At 54.7% G+C, this 16,862-nt stretch carries 14 protein-coding genes; 13 read left to right on the plus strand and 1 reads right to left on the minus strand.

Annotated elements, in window-relative coordinates:
* The first annotated feature begins 663 nt into the window (after nucleotides 1-663).
* The 13 genes from AC0YNU_RS16140 (at nucleotide 664) to AC0YNU_RS16200 (ending at nucleotide 15,858) form a co-directional block, all read left to right on the plus strand.
* Entirely contained in the window at nucleotides 664-2,028 is a 1,365-nt protein-coding gene (locus AC0YNU_RS16140; protein WP_475758270.1) for a sensor histidine kinase, read from the plus strand.
* Nucleotides 2,025-2,684, plus strand: a complete 660-nt coding sequence (locus AC0YNU_RS16145) for a response regulator (RefSeq protein WP_475758273.1) — start codon at nucleotides 2,025-2,027, stop codon at nucleotides 2,682-2,684. The genes AC0YNU_RS16140 and AC0YNU_RS16145 overlap by 4 nt, the downstream gene beginning before the upstream one ends.
* 222 nt (nucleotides 2,685-2,906) lie before the next feature.
* Nucleotides 2,907-4,763 (plus strand): DUF2339 domain-containing protein, encoded by a 1,857-nt coding sequence (locus tag AC0YNU_RS16150; RefSeq protein WP_475758275.1) that lies wholly within the window; start codon nucleotides 2,907-2,909, stop codon nucleotides 4,761-4,763.
* 148 nt (nucleotides 4,764-4,911) lie between these two features.
* Nucleotides 4,912-5,991 (plus strand): 3-isopropylmalate dehydrogenase, encoded by a 1,080-nt coding sequence (gene leuB, locus AC0YNU_RS16155; RefSeq protein ID WP_475758277.1) that lies wholly within the window; start codon nucleotides 4,912-4,914, stop codon nucleotides 5,989-5,991.
* A 134-nt stretch (nucleotides 5,992-6,125) separates the two neighbouring features.
* Nucleotides 6,126-6,674 carry a peroxiredoxin gene (locus AC0YNU_RS16160; RefSeq protein WP_475758279.1) on the plus strand — a complete coding sequence of 183 codons (549 nt, stop codon included), beginning with the start codon at nucleotides 6,126-6,128 and terminating at the stop codon, nucleotides 6,672-6,674.
* Nucleotides 6,675-6,860: 186 nt separating this feature from the next.
* Nucleotides 6,861-7,286, plus strand: coding sequence for a hypothetical protein (locus AC0YNU_RS16165; protein ID WP_475758281.1), 426 nt, complete (start codon nucleotides 6,861-6,863; stop codon nucleotides 7,284-7,286).
* 154 nt (nucleotides 7,287-7,440) lie between these two features.
* Entirely contained in the window at nucleotides 7,441-8,262 is an 822-nt protein-coding gene (sigI, locus tag AC0YNU_RS16170; protein ID WP_475758283.1) for an RNA polymerase sigma factor SigI, read from the plus strand.
* On the plus strand, nucleotides 8,259-9,896 hold the full coding sequence (locus AC0YNU_RS16175) for an anti-sigma factor domain-containing protein (RefSeq protein ID WP_475758285.1): 1,638 nt from the start codon (nucleotides 8,259-8,261) through the stop codon (nucleotides 9,894-9,896). The genes sigI and AC0YNU_RS16175 overlap by 4 nt, the downstream gene beginning before the upstream one ends.
* Before the next feature lie 203 nt (nucleotides 9,897-10,099).
* Nucleotides 10,100-10,498 (plus strand): ATP-binding protein, encoded by a 399-nt coding sequence (locus AC0YNU_RS16180; RefSeq protein ID WP_475758287.1) that lies wholly within the window; start codon nucleotides 10,100-10,102, stop codon nucleotides 10,496-10,498.
* Between the two features lie 3 nt (nucleotides 10,499-10,501).
* The gene (locus tag AC0YNU_RS16185; RefSeq protein WP_475758871.1) at nucleotides 10,502-11,875 is read left to right on the plus strand and encodes an ATP-binding protein; all 1,374 of its coding nucleotides are present in this window, start codon (nucleotides 10,502-10,504) and stop codon (nucleotides 11,873-11,875) included.
* 139 nt (nucleotides 11,876-12,014) lie between these two features.
* On the plus strand, nucleotides 12,015-13,577 hold the full coding sequence (locus AC0YNU_RS16190; protein WP_475758289.1) for a leucyl aminopeptidase: 1,563 nt from the start codon (nucleotides 12,015-12,017) through the stop codon (nucleotides 13,575-13,577).
* 38 nt (nucleotides 13,578-13,615) lie between these two features.
* The gene (locus tag AC0YNU_RS16195; RefSeq protein WP_475758291.1) at nucleotides 13,616-14,941 is read left to right on the plus strand and encodes an MFS transporter; all 1,326 of its coding nucleotides are present in this window, start codon (nucleotides 13,616-13,618) and stop codon (nucleotides 14,939-14,941) included.
* A gap of 149 nt (nucleotides 14,942-15,090) precedes the next feature.
* Complete coding sequence (locus tag AC0YNU_RS16200; RefSeq protein WP_475758293.1) at nucleotides 15,091-15,858, plus strand: sugar phosphate isomerase/epimerase family protein; 768 nt, start codon at nucleotides 15,091-15,093, stop codon at nucleotides 15,856-15,858.
* A gap of 110 nt (nucleotides 15,859-15,968) precedes the next feature.
* Here the strand turns inward: AC0YNU_RS16200 and AC0YNU_RS16205 are convergent, their stop codons facing one another.
* Nucleotides 15,969-16,832, minus strand: coding sequence for a helix-turn-helix transcriptional regulator (locus tag AC0YNU_RS16205; RefSeq protein WP_475758295.1), 864 nt, complete (start codon nucleotides 16,830-16,832; stop codon nucleotides 15,969-15,971).
* Nucleotides 16,833-16,862 lie beyond the last annotated feature (30 nt).

The raw sequence follows: 16,862 nt of genomic DNA on the forward strand, positions 1-16,862 counted from the left end.
GAGGTGGAAATCCGACTACAAAGGCGACACTCCGACTCCGTCCCTCCCTCCGGGCGCTCTTATTAATAGAACCTTTAAATTGATAACAGATGACGCTTCAGCGGCCCTCCCGGGCTTGCTGGGGCGTTTTTTGTTTTTATAGGCCAGTTCAAGTTCTTAAGAACGGAACCCAGAGGAGCAAGCCTCAGGTCGTCTTGCCTTGCAGGTGACCTCATGGGAGCAGCGATTAAGAGAGCAAACATAAGGGCAGCAAGCCTCAGGTCGTCTTGCCTTGCGGGGGACTTCATAGGAGCAGGATTTAAGAGCAGACACCAGAACAGCAAGCCTCAGGTCGTCTTGCCTTGCGGGTGACTTCATGGGAGCAGCGATTAAGAGAGCAAACATAAGGGCAGCAAGCCTCAGGTCGTCTTGCCTTGCGGGTGACCTCATAGGAGCAGGAATTTAAGTGCAGACATTAGAGCAGCAAGCCTCAGGTCGTCTTGCCTTGCGGGTGACTTCATGGGAGCAGTACTTCTAGGAAGTTACAGTCAGGCAGCCGCTCCCGGGCTTCTAGTACGTTTGTTGCACGACTAGCGATGTAAATCGCGCGTAGAACTAGCTTTTCCCATGCTATAATGAAGGAAAATCAGACATTTAGTAGGTCATTGGGGGAGCTTCCGGGAGATGTTGTTTGTTTGGATCGTGCTTTGGATCGCCGCGGGGCTTCTGCTGATCGCGAACCGGCGGAATCCGGCGGGGCGCTGGCTGAGCTTCGTCGCTTTCTGCGGGGGTACGGGAGCACTGGCTTCGGTGGTGGAGGGCTGGATCGTGGCATGGCTGGACAGCGGCGCGATCGATTTATCGGGCGAGCAGGTGCTGCGCACCATTCAGCGCGGCTGTTCGTGGACCAGTTATTATGGGCTTCCTTATGGGTTCTTGTGTTTCGGAGCGGCCTATAATCGGGATTTGCTGCCGTCCGGTGTTTACCGGTGGCTGCCATATACTGCGATCGTGCTTCCGCTTGGCATGTTTCTGCTTCCGCTCGCGGACAATTATCCCGTTCATTATCATTTGCTGGCCATCTGGGCGCTTCCTTACCTCGCGCTCGGGACGGTGCTGCTGCTAAGCAAGGCACATGTTCATCCGGCGGAACGGCGTGCCCATGCCCTGATGCTGCTGGCCGTCATGCCCGCGGTGCTGATCGCGGTCGTGATGAATTACGTGCTGCCGCTCTTCGGCTTGTACCGGCTGTGGGTGTACAATGTGTGGCCGATCGGCTTCGCTTTCGTTATGTTCCTCTTCTCCTTATTCAACTTCGGCTTCCTCGGCGTGCAGCTGCTGATCGAGAAACGCCAGCTGGATTACTCCTTCCGCGCCATTACGAGCGGTACCGCCATGCTGAACCATGCGATCAAGAACGATATCGGCAAGATCAAGCTGTTCGCCGACAAAATCGGCCGGGAAGCAGGAAACCAAGACGAGCTTCGTGCGGACTTGAATGTGGTCAGCACGGCCGCCGCGCATATCGAAGCGATGATTCGCAGCGTTCACGAGCGGACACAAGAGCTGCGACTTCAGCCGCGCATCGTTCCGCTTTCCGAGCTGGTTCGCAGTCAGCTTGCGGCGATCGCCGGACAGACGGCCGAGCGGGGCATTGCCGTACACCAGCAGTTGGACGAAGCTGCTTCTGCCGAAGCGGATCCGGAGCAGACGAAGGAAGCCATCCATAACGTGCTGCAAAATGCGATCGACGCCATGCCCCGAGGCGGGAAGCTGAGCATTTCGGTGTTCGGCGGGAAGCGCGGCAGCACGATCGAAATACGCGATACGGGAACGGGTATCGAGAAATCGCAGCTCCGAAAGGTAACGGAGCCTTTCTTCACGACAAAGAGCGGCAAAGCGATGAATTTCGGACTCGGGCTGGCGTATTGTGCCCAGCTCATGAGCCGACAGGGCGGCGAGCTCCGGATTAGTAGCGCACCCGGAGAAGGCACGACCGTGCGGTTTCATTTCCGCGCAGTCCGAAGACAGAAAGGAGGCCGACTATGAACGGCACGCCGATACGAGTCATGCTGGTCGAAGACGATCCGGATTGGCGCAGAGGGCTGATCGCATATTTGAACAACGAGCCGGATTTGAAGGTCGTCTGCGAGACGGACGATGCGGCTGCCGCTATCGAACTGGCAACAGAGGCTTCTCCGGATGTCATCTTGCTCGATATTATGCTGGCAGACAGTCCTGACGGCCTCAAGCTGGCAGGCACTTTAGGAGGAACAACGCAAGCGCGCATCGTGATGCTTACGTCGATGGAGGATCGCGCATTCGTTGCGGAGGCGTTCCGGGCCGGTGCGGTCAATTATCTCGTGAAATCGGACTTCGCCGCCATTCCGGAAGCGGTCAGACAAGCGTCAGCGGATCGGTCCGCCATCGACGCTTTTGCAGCCAAACAGATGCTGGAGGAATTCCGAAGGCTGAAGAAGCTGGAGCGCGAATACGAGACCGACAAGTTCAAACGCCTGCTGACCCCTTCTGAGGTGCAGTTGCTGTCGATGATTCATGATGGCTACAGCCAAACGCAGATTGCGGAGCAATCGTTTCTGTCGCTGCGAACGGTTAAGAACCACGTGGGCAATATTTTGCGTAAAATCGGCGGAAAGAGCAGCAAGGACGCGGCGCAGAAAGCGAAGGATCACGAGCTGTTTTGAGCCAAAGCCTGAACCCATGGGCATAGGCAGGCATAGGCATTCAGAGGCAAGGCATAGGCAAGGCATAGGCAAGCAGAGGCAAGCAAATGCAGGGCAGGCACAAGGGATGAGCCAATGGCCAGGTACCAGAGAAAGTTGGTACTTATGAGGCGGGAGAGTCAGCTCTACAATGGGAATTAGGAGCACATCCTAAAACTTCATCCCAAATGGGGGCTGCCCGAAATGAACGAATTGTGGAAAAGACATTGGACAACGCTGATTGGCTTATTATTTGTGCTTGCTGCGCTCGCTACGCTTTTCAAGTACACCGCGGAGCAAGGCTTGATTACCTTACCCATGAAGCTAGGTTTCGGCATGTTATTCGGTGCCGCTGCCGTCGTGTCAGGACTGTCGCTTGCGAAGCGCCCCGAATGGAGGCGTGCCGGGGAAATCCTGCTTGGACTTGGCGCCGCCGTCTTGTATATGACCAGCGCGTATGCCGGCGTTTATGAAGCGATCTGGGAGCCGCTCACCGTCTTCATCGTCATGTCGGTAATCACGGTCGGCATTACGGCCTATGCGTACCGTTTCAACTACCGGCTGCTGCTGGGACTCGGTCTTGGCGGTGCGCTGCTGGCGCCGCTCGTGCTGCGGCCGGATGCGGACCATGTATTCCCGCTCTTCCTATACCTGCTGGTCGTCAATGCCGCGTACTTCGCCATCGGCGTCGCAAAGTCTTGGCTGGAACCGAGAATTAGCGCTTTTGCAGCGACCTGGCTCTTATATGCCGTGTACTACTTGCAATTCACGCATCACGACAGCGGTTGGTTTACGATGCCGATGTCTTATGCTTCTGCGGCTTTCGTCTTCTATGCGCTCGCGTTCTACGTCTCCGCATGGCGGGAGAAGAGCGACTTCGCGGGCTGGAATATGTATGCAAGCTTCGCGAATACGGTTATCTTCTGCCTGTGGGCACCTGCGCTGCTGGACAGCCGTTTGTCGGTGACGCTGCTGCTCGTGGCGATCGGCATCTTGTATCTGGCGATGAGCGCGTTAGTCATCAAGCTAAGTAGACAGATGAAGGCTGCATTTTGGTCGCATCTGCTGTTCGGCGCCTTCACGCTCTTGATCGGGCTGGCCGAGATCGGCGGCGGCTCGGAGTATCGTCCCGTCATCGCTGTCTACGTTTGGTCGTTGGTAGCGGTGCTGATCGGAATTGCCGGCATGAAGCTTCGTTCGGATGCCTTGAAGCTGGCCGCATCGATGGTCTGGCTGTTTACGGGCACCTATTGGTTCGGAACGACCTGGGACGTGCCGAGGATGGATTGGTTTGCGGTGTACGTTCCTTTTCTGAACGGAGGCGCTGTGGCGTGGATGCTGCTGGCAGCCATTGGTTTCTGCTTCTCTAGAATGTTCCGCTATAAGAGTCTGCCTCGGGAAGCGGACAATGTGCTGCTGGGCCATATGTACGCCATATTCTCGCACCTCGTCGTTGGCGGCCTGCTGACGGTTCAGCTTACGAACGCGGCGGATGAATACGATTGGCATATCGGAAACGGGCTTTTGTTGTCCGTCGCATGGGCGGTCTATGCGTTGCTGCTCTACTTATGGGGCGCGTACAGCCGCGGAAGCTTGTTCCGTTGGTTCGGCTCGGGCGTGCTGGTCATCGTGGCCTTGAAAGCGATGCTGTTCGATTTATCGGGCGAGGATACGATCTATAAAATCATCGCGTTCACCATGCTTGGCGCGATTTGCTTCGGCATTACCTGGGTGAACCAGCGGTGGCGGGACCGCGAGCTGGCAAGTGCGCTGCAGCACCATGCGCAGCCGGATCTCGCCGGTCTGTCTGATCAGGCCGAGTCCGAGGTACGAGATCAAACGCAGGCACATGAGCAAATGCAAACACAAATACAAGATCAAGCAGAAGAGCAAGTACAAGAGCAAGTACAAGAGCAAGTACAAGAGCAAGTACAAGAGCAAGTACAAGAGCAAGTACAAGAGCAAACACAAGATCAAACACAAGACCGAACACAAGACCAAACACAAGATCAATCTCCAAGCCAGGATCCAAACCATCCAACAAAGCTCATAGAAAGCTAACTTAAATCATCATCTTATATGCTGAGCCTATAAAAGTCATAGCTTTCATATCTTTGTCTTTATGGCGTCGTTATGGTACAACTAGGATAGACTGAGAATCATAATCAAGGACGCTTACGAGGTCCTGAATAAAAGGAGCGTTTTTCCCATGGCAGAAGTGAAAAAAATCGCAGTAATCGCCGGTGACGGCATCGGGCCGGAGGTAGTCGGCGAGGCATTGAAAGTATTGAAGAAAACAGAAGAACTGTTCGGCTATCAATTCGAAACCGAGCACGGCCTGTTCGGCGGCATCGCAATCGACGAGAAAGGCACTCCGCTTCCGCAAGAAACGCTCGACATCTGCAAGAACGCCGATGCCGTGCTTCTTGGCGCGGTCGGCGGCCCGAAATGGGATAACAACTCCAAAGAGCTTCGTCCCGAAACCGGCCTGCTCGGCATTCGCAAAGCGCTAGGCTTGTTCTCCAACATCCGTCCGGCGAACGTGTTCGACTGCTTGAAGGAAGCATCCACGCTAAAACCGGAAGTGCTTTACGGCACGGACCTGATCGTCGTTCGCGAGCTTACGGGCGGCATCTACTTCGGCGAGAAATTCCGCCGCGAGGGCGAGCACGGCGAAGAAGCGGTCGATACTTGCGTATACAACGTGAAAGAAGTAGAGCGTATCGCGCGCCAAGGCTTCGAAATCGCACGCACCCGCCGCAAGAAGCTGGCTTCCGTCGACAAAGCGAACGTACTGGAAACGTCCCGTCTGTGGCGTGAAGTCGTGAACCGGATCGCGGTCGAGTATCCGGATGTCGAATTGGAGCATGTGCTTGTCGACAACTGCGCGATGCAGCTGCTCCGCCGTCCGTCAAGTTTCGACGTTATCGTAACGGAGAACATGTTCGGCGATATCATCAGCGATGAAGCAGCGATGCTGACCGGCTCGATCGGCATGCTTTCCTCCGCTTCGCTTGGCGAAGGCAGCTTCGGCCTGTACGAACCGGTACACGGCTCGGCTCCCGACATTGCCGGCCAAGGCATTTCCAACCCGATCGCGACGATTTTGTCCGTAGCTCTGATGTTCCGTCTGACGTTCGGCTATGCTGAAGCGGCACAATGCATCGAGGATGCGGTGAAGTCCGTACTGGATGCCGGACACCGGACCGGCGATATCGCGGTCGATAAGAGCAAAGCGATCGGCACGATCGAAATGGGCGATCTGATCATCGCCGCGATGAAGAAGTAATTTAGAATAATTATAAATAAGTAATAATTTCAATATTGACTTCGTTCTTAATAGTTGGTATTATTCTAAACGTAGTCACCAAATGAGTTTCATTCTCAACGGCATATCATTCAAACTTTTAGGAGGTTTTTTACATGGCAGAACGTTTGGTTGGTCGTCCGGCTCCCGATTTCTCGATGGAGACCGTAACAGGCAATGGTCAAGATTTCAGCACGGCTGCTCTTTCCGATTACAAAGGCAAATGGCTGGTCCTCTTCTTCTATCCATTGGATTTCACATTTGTATGCCCTACAGAAATCACAGCGCTTAGCGCGGCGGCAGAAGAGTTCTCGAAGCTGAACACCGAAGTTCTCGGCGTAAGCGTAGACAGCAAGCACAGCCACCGTGCTTGGATCAATACGCCTGTCAATGACAACGGTCTTGGCAAGCTGAACTTCCCGCTTGCGGCTGATATCACGAAGAACGTTGCCCGCGACTATGGCGTTCTGATCGAAGAAGAAGGCATCGCGCTTCGCGGCCTGTTCATCATCGATCCGGAAGGCGAAATTAAATACCAAGTCGTTAACCACAACGACGTTGGTCGTTCCGTTGAAGAAACGCTGCGCGTATTGCAAGCATTGCAATCCGGCGGCCTGTGCCCAATCAACTGGAAACCAGGCGACAAAAACCTGGTTGCAAAATAATAAGCATCCTAAGTACGACAAAGCCCGAGGTCTTTCACAGACCTCGGGCTTTCTTCCTATTCCAAAAGTACCGGATTAGAACAGGTTGCCGTGCGCAAGCAGGAATTTTGCCGTCTTGGTGCGAATAAGTTAAATCATGTTTCAAGAGGCGAGAATTGTGGTAAGCAGTTAAGGAGGGAATCCGGCATGAGCTTTTGCTGCGGTGCCAGCATGATTGGCACGAACGGTACGTTGAAGCATTTTCGTACCCATATTCACAATGTCCCGATTCTGTTTTGTCCGGTTTGTCATCGCGTCGAAATCCATTATTTAATCGAGAACGAATATGAAATCCTGGCCGAATACGCTCATGGGGACGGCGCATCCGAGGTCGATTTCATTGAATACGTCGAACAGGAAGATCAAGAGCTGTTCGAGAATTGCGTCAATAACGAGAACGAAGATCCTCTGGATGTCGTCGGCAATCAAATCGACATGGCGCTGGACCTGCTCAGCTTCGCGAAGCAAATCGGCGACGACAGCTGGCAGGGCGAATTAAAGAAGCGGCTTGGCGTACTGAATCAGCGGCGCAACAAGCTTAGACAACGCAGAACCTCTGAAGGATATTGTTAGCGGCAAAGGCCCCCTGACGAAGGGGGCTTTTTTATTGCACGGGACTTGATTCGGCTTGATTGCCGGATCTCGTGAAATGATTAGAATTTATTAATTTCTACCCCCTCAAAACAAACAAGATGACTCGAATACTGTACATGTGAGGTGGAGCTGGTTGTTACTCGTTCTGTTCAAACGAATTTTCGGCGGCAAGCACGATACGTCCGCGGTCACCCCCGATACCCGAATCGCTCCCGAAGAAATGATCGAGCAGATTCGCAGCGGAGAAGCGTCCCGCGACGCCTTCATCAACGCTTACCAGCCCTATATCGCCAAAGTGACGAGCCGATTTTGCAAACGTTATATTGATCCCGCAAGCGCGGATGAATTCAGTATCGCGCTCGCTGCTTTCGACGAAGCGATCGGACAATTCTCAAGTCAGGCAGGAAAATCGTTCCTCGGCTTTGCCGAAACGGTCATTCGGCGCAGGCTTATTGACTATGTCCGAAAAGAGAGTAGGCATCACGTGACGGTGCCCTACAGCGCGTTCGATCAAGAGGACGAAGAGGAATCGACCGTCAACACGATTGAAACGAACGAAGCGATGCATCGCTACTCGCTTACGCTGGAGGCCGAAGCCCGGAGACTCGAGATCGGCGAATACGACGGCAAGCTTAAAGCGTTCGACATCACTTTTGCCGAACTGCCCGATATTTCACCCAAGCATTCCGATTCCAGGCAGCTGCTGATCGCAATCAGCAGGCGATTGGCGAACGACCTCGAGCTGTACGCCTATTTGGAGACCAAGCAGAAGCTGCCGATCAAGGAGCTCTGCGAAATGACCGGCGTATCGCGCAAGACCATCGAGCGCAACCGTAAATATATTATCGCGCTGACGATTTTACATAATGGAGATTTCCCATACTTACAGCAGTACATAAAGCCTCAAGAACCGTTACATAAGGAACAGCCCGCAGTGGAAGGAGTGAGAGCATGAGCCGTGGAATCGTGATGGAAACCGGCAGCAAGCATGTCATTGTAATGATGCCGGACGGTCAATTCCGTAAAGTGCGAACCGCGCTCAAGCCCGAGATCGGGGAAGAATTCACCTTCTCGGAGCAAAGGCGGATGCAGCGGCCGCGCAAGCTGTACAGCTTCAGCGCAGGCGCAGCAGCGATCGTGCTCCTATTATTCGCCCCTCTCATTGCGCAGCAATTCTCGAAGCCGTCCTCCGTCGTCGCTTACTTAACGATGGATGTCAATCCTAGCATCGAGCTTGGCATCAATAAGGATGAGCAGGTAGAAGAGCTGAGGCCGATCAATGTGGACGGCGAGAACGTTACGAAGGGCTTGGCATATAAGGGGCTTTCGCTGCAGTCCGTTACCGAAGCCATCATGGACCGCATCAGCGCAGGTCCTTACTTGAACAGCGGCGAAGGCGACGTCGTCATTACGAGCGTAGCCGTTCAAGACGGAGTCAAAGCTGCGGAAGAAATCAATCTCACCACTCATATGGACACGGCCGTGCGCAAGTCGCTCGCTAAGACCGACAAGGGCCGAAAGCTTCAGGTCGAAGTGACGACGTTGTCCGCGCCGAAGGAAGTTCGTGAAGAAGCGAAGCGCGAAGGCGTATCTTCCGGCAAAATGGCTTTCTATCTGATGGCGAAGGAGCATGGCTACCATGTAACCATCAAAAACCTGAAGAAAGAGTCCATCCATCAAGCGGCGAAGGCGATGGGCGGCGTTGCGGCAATCATGAACGGCGCCGATAGCGGAGATAAAGATGCCAAGAACGCTGGCCCGTCAGCGGACGCTCCGACGAAACAACAGATTCTCAAGCCGCAGCCGGCCAAGTCGGATGCAGCGAAGGAAGCGGAGAAAGAAGCGCTGCGGGAGAAGCAGAAGAAGCAGCTCGAGGCGCTGGTCAAGCACGAGCAGGAGAAGCGCGGCTCGCATAAAGGAAATAAGGATAGAGACCGCAGCACCAACAGCGGATCCAATGGCAATCGGACTGGCCAGCCGGGCAGCATCATCAATATCATGGAGCATTCCCCGGGCAATAATGGCGGCGGCGGTCATGGCAACGATAGCAAGGGCGGCCAGAAGAAAGACGATAACGGCAAACGGCCCACTAGAGCCCCTTCACAACAGCAATCCCATACCGGTTCCAATCCTTCCAAGGATTCGGGCAGCAAAGTTAAAGGCGGCGGCGACGAAGCGAAAAATGCTTCTGACGGCCGCCCTAGCGGCGTTATCCAAGGGAGCAGCTCAACTGTAGGCTTGACTTTCGGCTCCGGCAGCGGCAGCAAGTCGGCAGACAAAGGCGGAAATGCGCGCGGCGAAGATAAGGACAAGCATGAGGACAGCAGCAAGAACAACAGTAAGGACAACGACAAGAATAGCAGCAAGGACAACGGCAAGAATAACAGTTCAGATAACAACAAGAACAACAATAAAGATAATGGGAAGAGCAACGATCAAGACAACAACAAAGCGAATACGGACAAAGGGAAAGACGCCAGCAAGAGCAATGAGAACGGCAGAAATAACGGGAATGATGACAGTAAGCGAAACAGCTCGAGCGGCAGTAATCGAGAAAACAATCAATCGGATAACCGGAAAGGGCGCTGATTTCAGCGCCTTTTCTTTTGTTTTTCCGCTCAAATTATGAAGATCGGCTTGCCGCGGCAGCGTGCAGAAAAAGCGAGTTCTATCGATGATTTTCGACAGGATCTCCTGTTGACAATAATTAGGAAAACTTACTATGATTACTGTAAGCGATCTCAACTCGGAATTTGCTGGGACATCTTTAAGGGTGGAGGCGAGCTTACAACGTGGAAATGTTTCATATTTGGGAAACGTCGGACGCAATCATGGCACGTCAAAGAGGAAGGGAAATCGCCAAAGCGATTGGTTTCAGCCTAGTTGATCAGACCATCATCGCATATACCATATCGGAGCTTGCCCAAAAGCTTATTTCAATCTCGGCGAAAGGACATATGATGATCCGCCCTGTGAGTCTCTGCAAAGGAGATCCAGCCAGTGGAATAGAAGTCAGACTATTCGATCATTTCACGGGGCCGAGTCGAATCCATTTGCAATGGATGAAGGAGATGACGGACTCCTTGGAGCTCAGTCACGACCATACGCGCGGAACCATGATTACGTTTCAAAAATGGGTTCACGCGCCATTGCGAGTCGATTCACCGATTTACGCGGCAGGAGAGGAGTAAATGATGCAGGCAATACGTATGCGTTACTTCCCTGCACTGGCGGAGTACATTCGCAGCGGCAGTGAAGCATCGCTATTTGAAGCAACGGAAATTGGAAAACTGTTGGAGAATATTCATCCGGAAGATATTATCGCCGTGCATGAAGAGTCCATGCAGATGCTGGTTGCCAACGTCGATTCGGATGAAGCACTGCGGCTGTATAGCCGTTCTTTTATTTTTTTGATCGAGCTTATGGTGGCGTTTCGTTTCCGCGTACAGCCGGAGCAAACCTCGGAGCAGCGCTTCAGCGAGATGAGAGATATGATGCTTCGTTCGCACCGCTCGTTTCGAATGGTTAAGAACAAATATGAAAACGTGCTGCAGCATATGGACAGCGGCATCGCGATCTTTGACGGGGACGGCATGCTGTCGTTCATTAATGTTCAAATGGCCAAGCTGCTCGATATCCCCCGTACAACGCTGATCGGCTGTAATTTGATCAATATTTTGTCTCATAGCAGATTGCGAAAAAGCACGAAACGAGTCATTTTGAAGCTGTACAAGGAAGTCTTCCTCCGGCGCAGCCGGTATATGGAGTTCGTGGACGAAGACGGACGTACGCTCCTGGTGACGGTTACATACGGGGATCAGCTCGAGGGCGATTATTTGTTCAGCGTGAAGGATGTTACGGAATACAAGCAAATTGAGCAATCGGCGTATCAGAACGATAAGCTTGCCATGCTCGGTAAAATCGCGGCTTCCATCGCGCATGAAATCCGTAACCCGCTCACCTCGATCCGCGGGTTTATTCAATTGCTGAACCCCCATCTGACGCAGCTTGGCAAGGAAGAGTATTCGCGCATTATTTTGACGGAAATCGACCGTGCGAACGATATTATTTATGAATTTTTGAATTCCTCCAAGCCCTCCGCGCCGATGAAGCAGAAGGTGAAGATCAATTCCTTGCTGAAGGAGGTTATCCTCTTGTCGGACAGCGAGGCGTTGATGAAGGGCTGCCAAATTCAATTCGAGACTTATGACGAGGAGCTGGCGGTTTCCATCGACGTGAAGCAGGTCAAGCAGGTCGTGCTGAACATAATCCGAAATGCGATGGATGCGATCGGCGATCTGCAGGGCGAGCGGGGCGGCAGAATCGATATCGTTACGAGGCGTGACGGGCGCGACGCCGAAATTACGATCCGGGACAACGGCAACGGGATGGATCTCGTGACGAAGTCCAAGCTGTTCGACCCGTTCTATACGACGAAGGCGGCGGGTACCGGCTTAGGCCTGTCGGTCAGTTATCGCATCGTGCGGAACCATGGCGGCAAGATCCGCGTGTCCAGCAATACGGGCGAAGGTACGGAGTTTAATATCTATTTGCCATTAGCTGAATAAACGATTAGAATCGGGGTAAGCCTCGGTTCTGACCTTACAAACCGGGGAAACCCGGTTTTTTTTGTTGTTTGTTCCGATCGGGAGAAAACGGTTCAAATCCTTGCATTACAGTCGGAGAGATTGGAGGATGTTCATTCGAATGAGCATTCAATTCACATATGGCGGGCGGGTCGATGAGACTGACGCCCCGGACGTTGTCGTGGCCTTCGTGAGCAAGCCGGAACTCGGCGGCGGTGCCTCGAATTCAACCGGAACGCCGCAGACCGGCCCATGGATTCAGGCCGTGCTCGACGATGCGATGCGGCAGCACGCGGCGAAGGAGCTGTTCAAGGCCGACCCGAAGGAGACGCTCGTGCTGCCGACGCTCGGTCTGTATCCGTCCGCGCATGTCGTCTACGTCGGCCTTTCCTCGCAGGAAAGCTTGACGACGGACGGCTTGCGCGATGCGGCGGCAGCCGCGGCCAAAGCGGCGAAGAGGCTGAAGGCGGTTAAGGTGTTCCAGCTGCTTCCGGCCTATTTGGCATCCGGCACATCGTCCATCACGGCAAAGCAAGCTGCACAGGCGCTGACGGAAGGATATACGCTTGGCGCCTACACGCGCACGACGGCCAAGAAAGTCGACACGCGCAGAAAATCGCTGATTGCCCAGGTTGCATACGCTCCTTCGGCTGCGCTGCCGGCTGCTGATGCGGCTGCCGCCGGCTCGGAATGGGAAGCCGGCATTCGGCGCGGGAGCATTTTCGCGGAAGCGGTCATGTATGCCCGGGATTTGACGAATCTGCCCGGCAGCACGCTCGTGCCGGCGAAGCTGGCCGAAGAAGCGGAGCGCTTGGCGAAGACGTATGGGTTCGATTGCGAAATTATCGACGAGAACGCGGCCGCAGCTCAAGGGATGGGCGGATTGATCGGCGTCGGCAAAGGCAGCATTCATCCGCCGCGCATGATCGTCATCTCGTATACCGGCGATCCGGACGACGGGGAGAAATGGGGCATTATCGGCAAAGGCATTACGTTCGATACCGGAGGCATCTCGCTCAAGAAGGGGCCAGGCATGGAAGAGATGATATCGGATATGGGCGGCGCCGCTGCAGTACTGGGCCTCGTTCGGATCTTCGGCGAAACCAAACCGAAGCGTAATGCCGTGTTCGTGATCCCTACGGCGGAGAACATGCCGTCGGACCGTGCGTTCAAGCCAGGGGACGTGCTGACGATGATGAACGGCACGACGGTGGAAATCGTGAACACGGATGCGGAAGGCCGGCTCGTGCTGGCCGACGGGCTGACGACGGCGATTCGCGGCGGCGCAACGAAGCTCATCGACATCGCAACGCTGACAGGAGCCGTCTTGGTGCTGCTCGGGGATACGGCAACCGGCTCCGTCACGAACGACGAATCCTTGCAGCAGCAAGTGATCGCTGCCTCCAAGCAGGCGGGCGAGCGAATCTGGCCGCTGCCGCCGTATCCGGAATTCCGCCGGCAGCTGGACAGCGAAGCGGCGGATATGAAGAACGGCGGAAGCCGATATGGCGCGGCCAGCATAGCTGGCTTGTTCATCGGCGCGTTCGCGGAGGAACGGCCGTGGGTGCATTTGGACATTGCGGGAACGGCTTGGCTGGAACGGGACCGCTCGTGGGAGGTAAAGGGCGGAACAGGTGTCATGGTACGGACGCTTGGCGAGCTGTTGGCTGACGATAAGGCCTGAATTACAACTAGGGTCATGGGGAGCTGGGAAACAAGGTCATGTCATTTTTGAGCCACGTCACGTCGGCATTTCGCCGAAAAAATCTGTCCGTGCAGCGGAGAGGTTTGCTTACGACCATCACGGAGGGCATTCCCGCCAATATTATCGCAAATCTGCTCGGCGGTCCGATTCTTACGATTTATGTCGTTTATCTTGGCGGAACGGCATCGGACGTCGGGCTGGTCGTCGCCATTCCGGCGCTCGCCAACCTGGTCCAGCTGGTCGCGGCCTTCTATATTCAGCGGTTCACGAATAGGCGCATGCTGTTATTCGGCTTCGCGCTCACGCATCGGATCTTATGGGTCGCAACCGGGCTGATCCCTTTCCTGGTTACGGAATCGCTTCGCGTGGACGTGTTTATCGGCATGTTCCTGATGTCCTTCATATGCGCGTCCACCTCCTCGGTGTTCTGGACATCGATTGTCGCGGACTTGGTGCCGGCTCAAATTCGTGGCCGTTATTTCGGTATCCGCAATACGATACACTGGGCCGTCGCGAGCGTTTCGCTGCTGATCGGCGGACAGATTTTGGAGCAGGTGGACGAACGCACCGCGTTCATCGTCATCTACGCCGTCAGTGCGGTCTGCACCGCGTGGAACGGCATCGAGCTGTGGCGCTATCCCGACCTGCCGTTCGAACGGTCGGCGGCTTCAAGCACCGCAGCCTTATTCGGCAAGCCGCTCCGGGATTCCGCTTATATGAAGGCGACGGCTTTCATTGCGGCATTCATTTTGCTGCAAAATATCGCCATACCGCTGTTTTCCTACGTCATGCTGGAAACGCTGGACCTCAGCAAATGGTGGATCACGCTCATCACGACGATTCAGATGGTCGTGACGATGTTCAGCTACTATTACTGGGGCAATTTGAACGGGAGGTACGCGACGCGAACGCTGCTGCTCTGGGCGCTGCCGATTATCGCGGCATCCTGCGTGCTCTGGGCGGGGATCGCCATTCTGCCGGTCATTCTCGTGCTGATTATCGTCAACATTGCGCTCGGCGTCGGTCTTGGCGGCTATAATTTATTGATTTTCAATTTCATTATCGGAGATACCCCGAAGTCCGACCGTCCGATGTACGTGGCCGTATTCTCCGCGCTGACCGGCGCAACCGGGTTTATCGGCCCGCTGCTTGGCGGTTGGATTTACAGGCGGATTGAAGACGGGTCGTATTGGCTGCAGAGTTATGGCATTTCCTTCTTCATCGGAGTGGGCTTGTTGGCGCTCACGCTGGCAGTAGGGCCGTTCGTATTGAAGTCGGGAGGCGATGACGTTCCGACGACGGCATTGCCTGGAGCGGAAGCCGAAGTAAAAGTAGAAGGCTAATTCGTCCTTATTCATCCTACATGCATGCCGAGAGGCGACCGCGGCACCAAGCTGCAGGTCGCCTTTCTGCATAATCCGATCCTCCTATTGGAAGATTGCCCCTTTTGTGTGAAACTAGAGATACATTCTGATAGAAAGCGGTGAATGGCATGAAAGTGGCAGCTCAGCTCTATACGTTACGTGATTATTTGAAAACGCCCGAAGATATCGCAGCGACGCTCAAGCGAGTGAAGGAGATCGGGTACAATGCGGTGCAAGTATCGGGAGTCGGCCCTATCGGCCATCGGGAATTGAAAGCATTGACCGACCGCGAAGGTTTGGAGATTTGCGCGACGCATGTCGGGTATGCGGACTTAACGACTCGGATTGACGAGATCATCGAACATCATCACATTTGGGAATGTCGGTATGTGGGAATCGGCGGATTGCCCGAAGCCTACAGAGGGAGCGCGGAGGGGTATGCCGCCTTCGCCAATGAGGCATCAGAGATTGGCAAGCGCTTGCAAGACGCCGGCCTTACGTTTATTTATCATAACCATGACTTCGAATTCGCCAAATTCGCGGGCAAAACAGGCATGGAAATTCTGCTCGAACAATCCGATCCGGAGGCATTCCACTTCGAGCTGGACGTGTACTGGGCGCAAGCCGGCGGAGCGGATCCGATCGATTGGATTCGCAGATTCAAGGGTCGGATGGAAGTCGTCCATCTGAAAGACATGGTGGTCACCAGCTCGCGGGAGCAGCGGTATGCCGAGATCGGCGAGGGGAACATGAATTTCCCCGGCATTCTGGCAGCCTGCCGCGAAATCGGCGTGGAATGGGGCGCCGTCGAGCAGGATTCATGCTATGATCGCAATCCCTTCGACAGCTTGGCGATCAGCCTCGCGCAGTTGAAGAAGCTGGGCTTGGAAGGGTAAGGGCGACTGCGCTAGAGGTAGCGAGAGAAGAAGAGTAAGAGGGAATAGAGTAACAGTGCCTGTAAAAGTAGGAGTAAGAATAATAAGAAGAAAAACTGGAAGCGGGGCATCTAGCCCCGCTTCCAGTTTTTGCGAAACGCCGTAGGCGAGCAGTGCTCCGAATTGCGGAACGCCTGCAGGAAGGCATTGTAGCTGTCGAAGCCGGATTGCTCGGCCACGTCTCCAACGGCTTCGTCGGTCAGCATCAATAGCCGCTTCGCGTCGTTGATTCGCTTCTGCAGGAGATAGTCCTTCGGCGTGCAGCCGTAATGCTTCTTGAACCGGCGGATAAAATGAAAGACGCTGAGCCCGGCCTCGGACGCCACCTCGCCGATGCTCCCGATGGCGGTATAGTTCGCGTCGATATATCTGGCCGCCCGCTCGATGCTCGTCGGTACCGGTTGCACGGAGCCGTCGCCGCCGGCCAAGCGGGCGCATTCCATGAGCAGGCTGTATACCAGCGAGGATTGCCGCCATTCCTGATGAGGACCGGGCTCCCGCATGCCGGCCAGCACGGAGCGGAGCAAGCGGAGGATTGGGGCGGTCTCCCGGTTCTGAACCGCCTCATTCTCGAAACCGGCTTCAAACGCCGGGAATAATCTCACCGATGCCCCGAACAGACGCCCCCATTGATTAGCCAAATCGATGCCGTCGAAGACGAGATAGTGAAGCTCGCAAGGATCGTCGGGGTCGGCTCTGTAAGCATGCGGGTAGCGCATGTTGTGAATTAGACAGTCGCCGGTGCCGAAGCTCATCCACGCCGCGCCATGACGAAACGCGCCTTTTCCTTTCATGACGATGAGCATCTCATACGCCGGGTAACTGTGGCGCTCGAAGAAAAAACGCGGATTGACGGGATCGACCCCGCCGATGAGCGGATAGTATAGCGTCGCCCTGGTATAGGGGCTTGGCGTGTTCAGCCATTCTTCTTGCATATGACCACTCCTCCATGGGAATCTCGCGGC

Source organism: Paenibacillus sp. J31P316 (assembly GCF_056269105.1).

What these genes read in the sequence shown, in the direction of transcription:
- AC0YNU_RS16140 (WP_475758270.1), top strand. Translation starts at nt 664, where the DNA reads ATGTTGTTTGTTTGGATCGTGCTTTGGATCGCCGCGGGGCTTCTGCTG.
- AC0YNU_RS16195 (WP_475758291.1), top strand. Translation starts at nt 13,616, where the DNA reads ATGTCATTTTTGAGCCACGTCACGTCGGCATTTCGCCGAAAAAATCTG.
- AC0YNU_RS16205 (WP_475758295.1), bottom strand. Translation starts at nt 16,832, where the DNA reads ATGCAAGAAGAATGGCTGAACACGCCAAGCCCCTATACCAGGGCGACG.
- AC0YNU_RS16185 (WP_475758871.1), top strand. Translation starts at nt 10,502, where the DNA reads ATGCAGGCAATACGTATGCGTTACTTCCCTGCACTGGCGGAGTACATT.
- AC0YNU_RS16200 (WP_475758293.1), top strand. Translation starts at nt 15,091, where the DNA reads ATGAAAGTGGCAGCTCAGCTCTATACGTTACGTGATTATTTGAAAACG.
- AC0YNU_RS16190 (WP_475758289.1), top strand. Translation starts at nt 12,015, where the DNA reads ATGAGCATTCAATTCACATATGGCGGGCGGGTCGATGAGACTGACGCC.
- AC0YNU_RS16145 (WP_475758273.1), top strand. Translation starts at nt 2,025, where the DNA reads ATGAACGGCACGCCGATACGAGTCATGCTGGTCGAAGACGATCCGGAT.
- AC0YNU_RS16175 (WP_475758285.1), top strand. Translation starts at nt 8,259, where the DNA reads ATGAGCCGTGGAATCGTGATGGAAACCGGCAGCAAGCATGTCATTGTA.
- AC0YNU_RS16150 (WP_475758275.1), top strand. Translation starts at nt 2,907, where the DNA reads ATGAACGAATTGTGGAAAAGACATTGGACAACGCTGATTGGCTTATTA.
- leuB (WP_475758277.1), top strand. Translation starts at nt 4,912, where the DNA reads ATGGCAGAAGTGAAAAAAATCGCAGTAATCGCCGGTGACGGCATCGGG.
- AC0YNU_RS16165 (WP_475758281.1), top strand. Translation starts at nt 6,861, where the DNA reads ATGAGCTTTTGCTGCGGTGCCAGCATGATTGGCACGAACGGTACGTTG.
- AC0YNU_RS16160 (WP_475758279.1), top strand. Translation starts at nt 6,126, where the DNA reads ATGGCAGAACGTTTGGTTGGTCGTCCGGCTCCCGATTTCTCGATGGAG.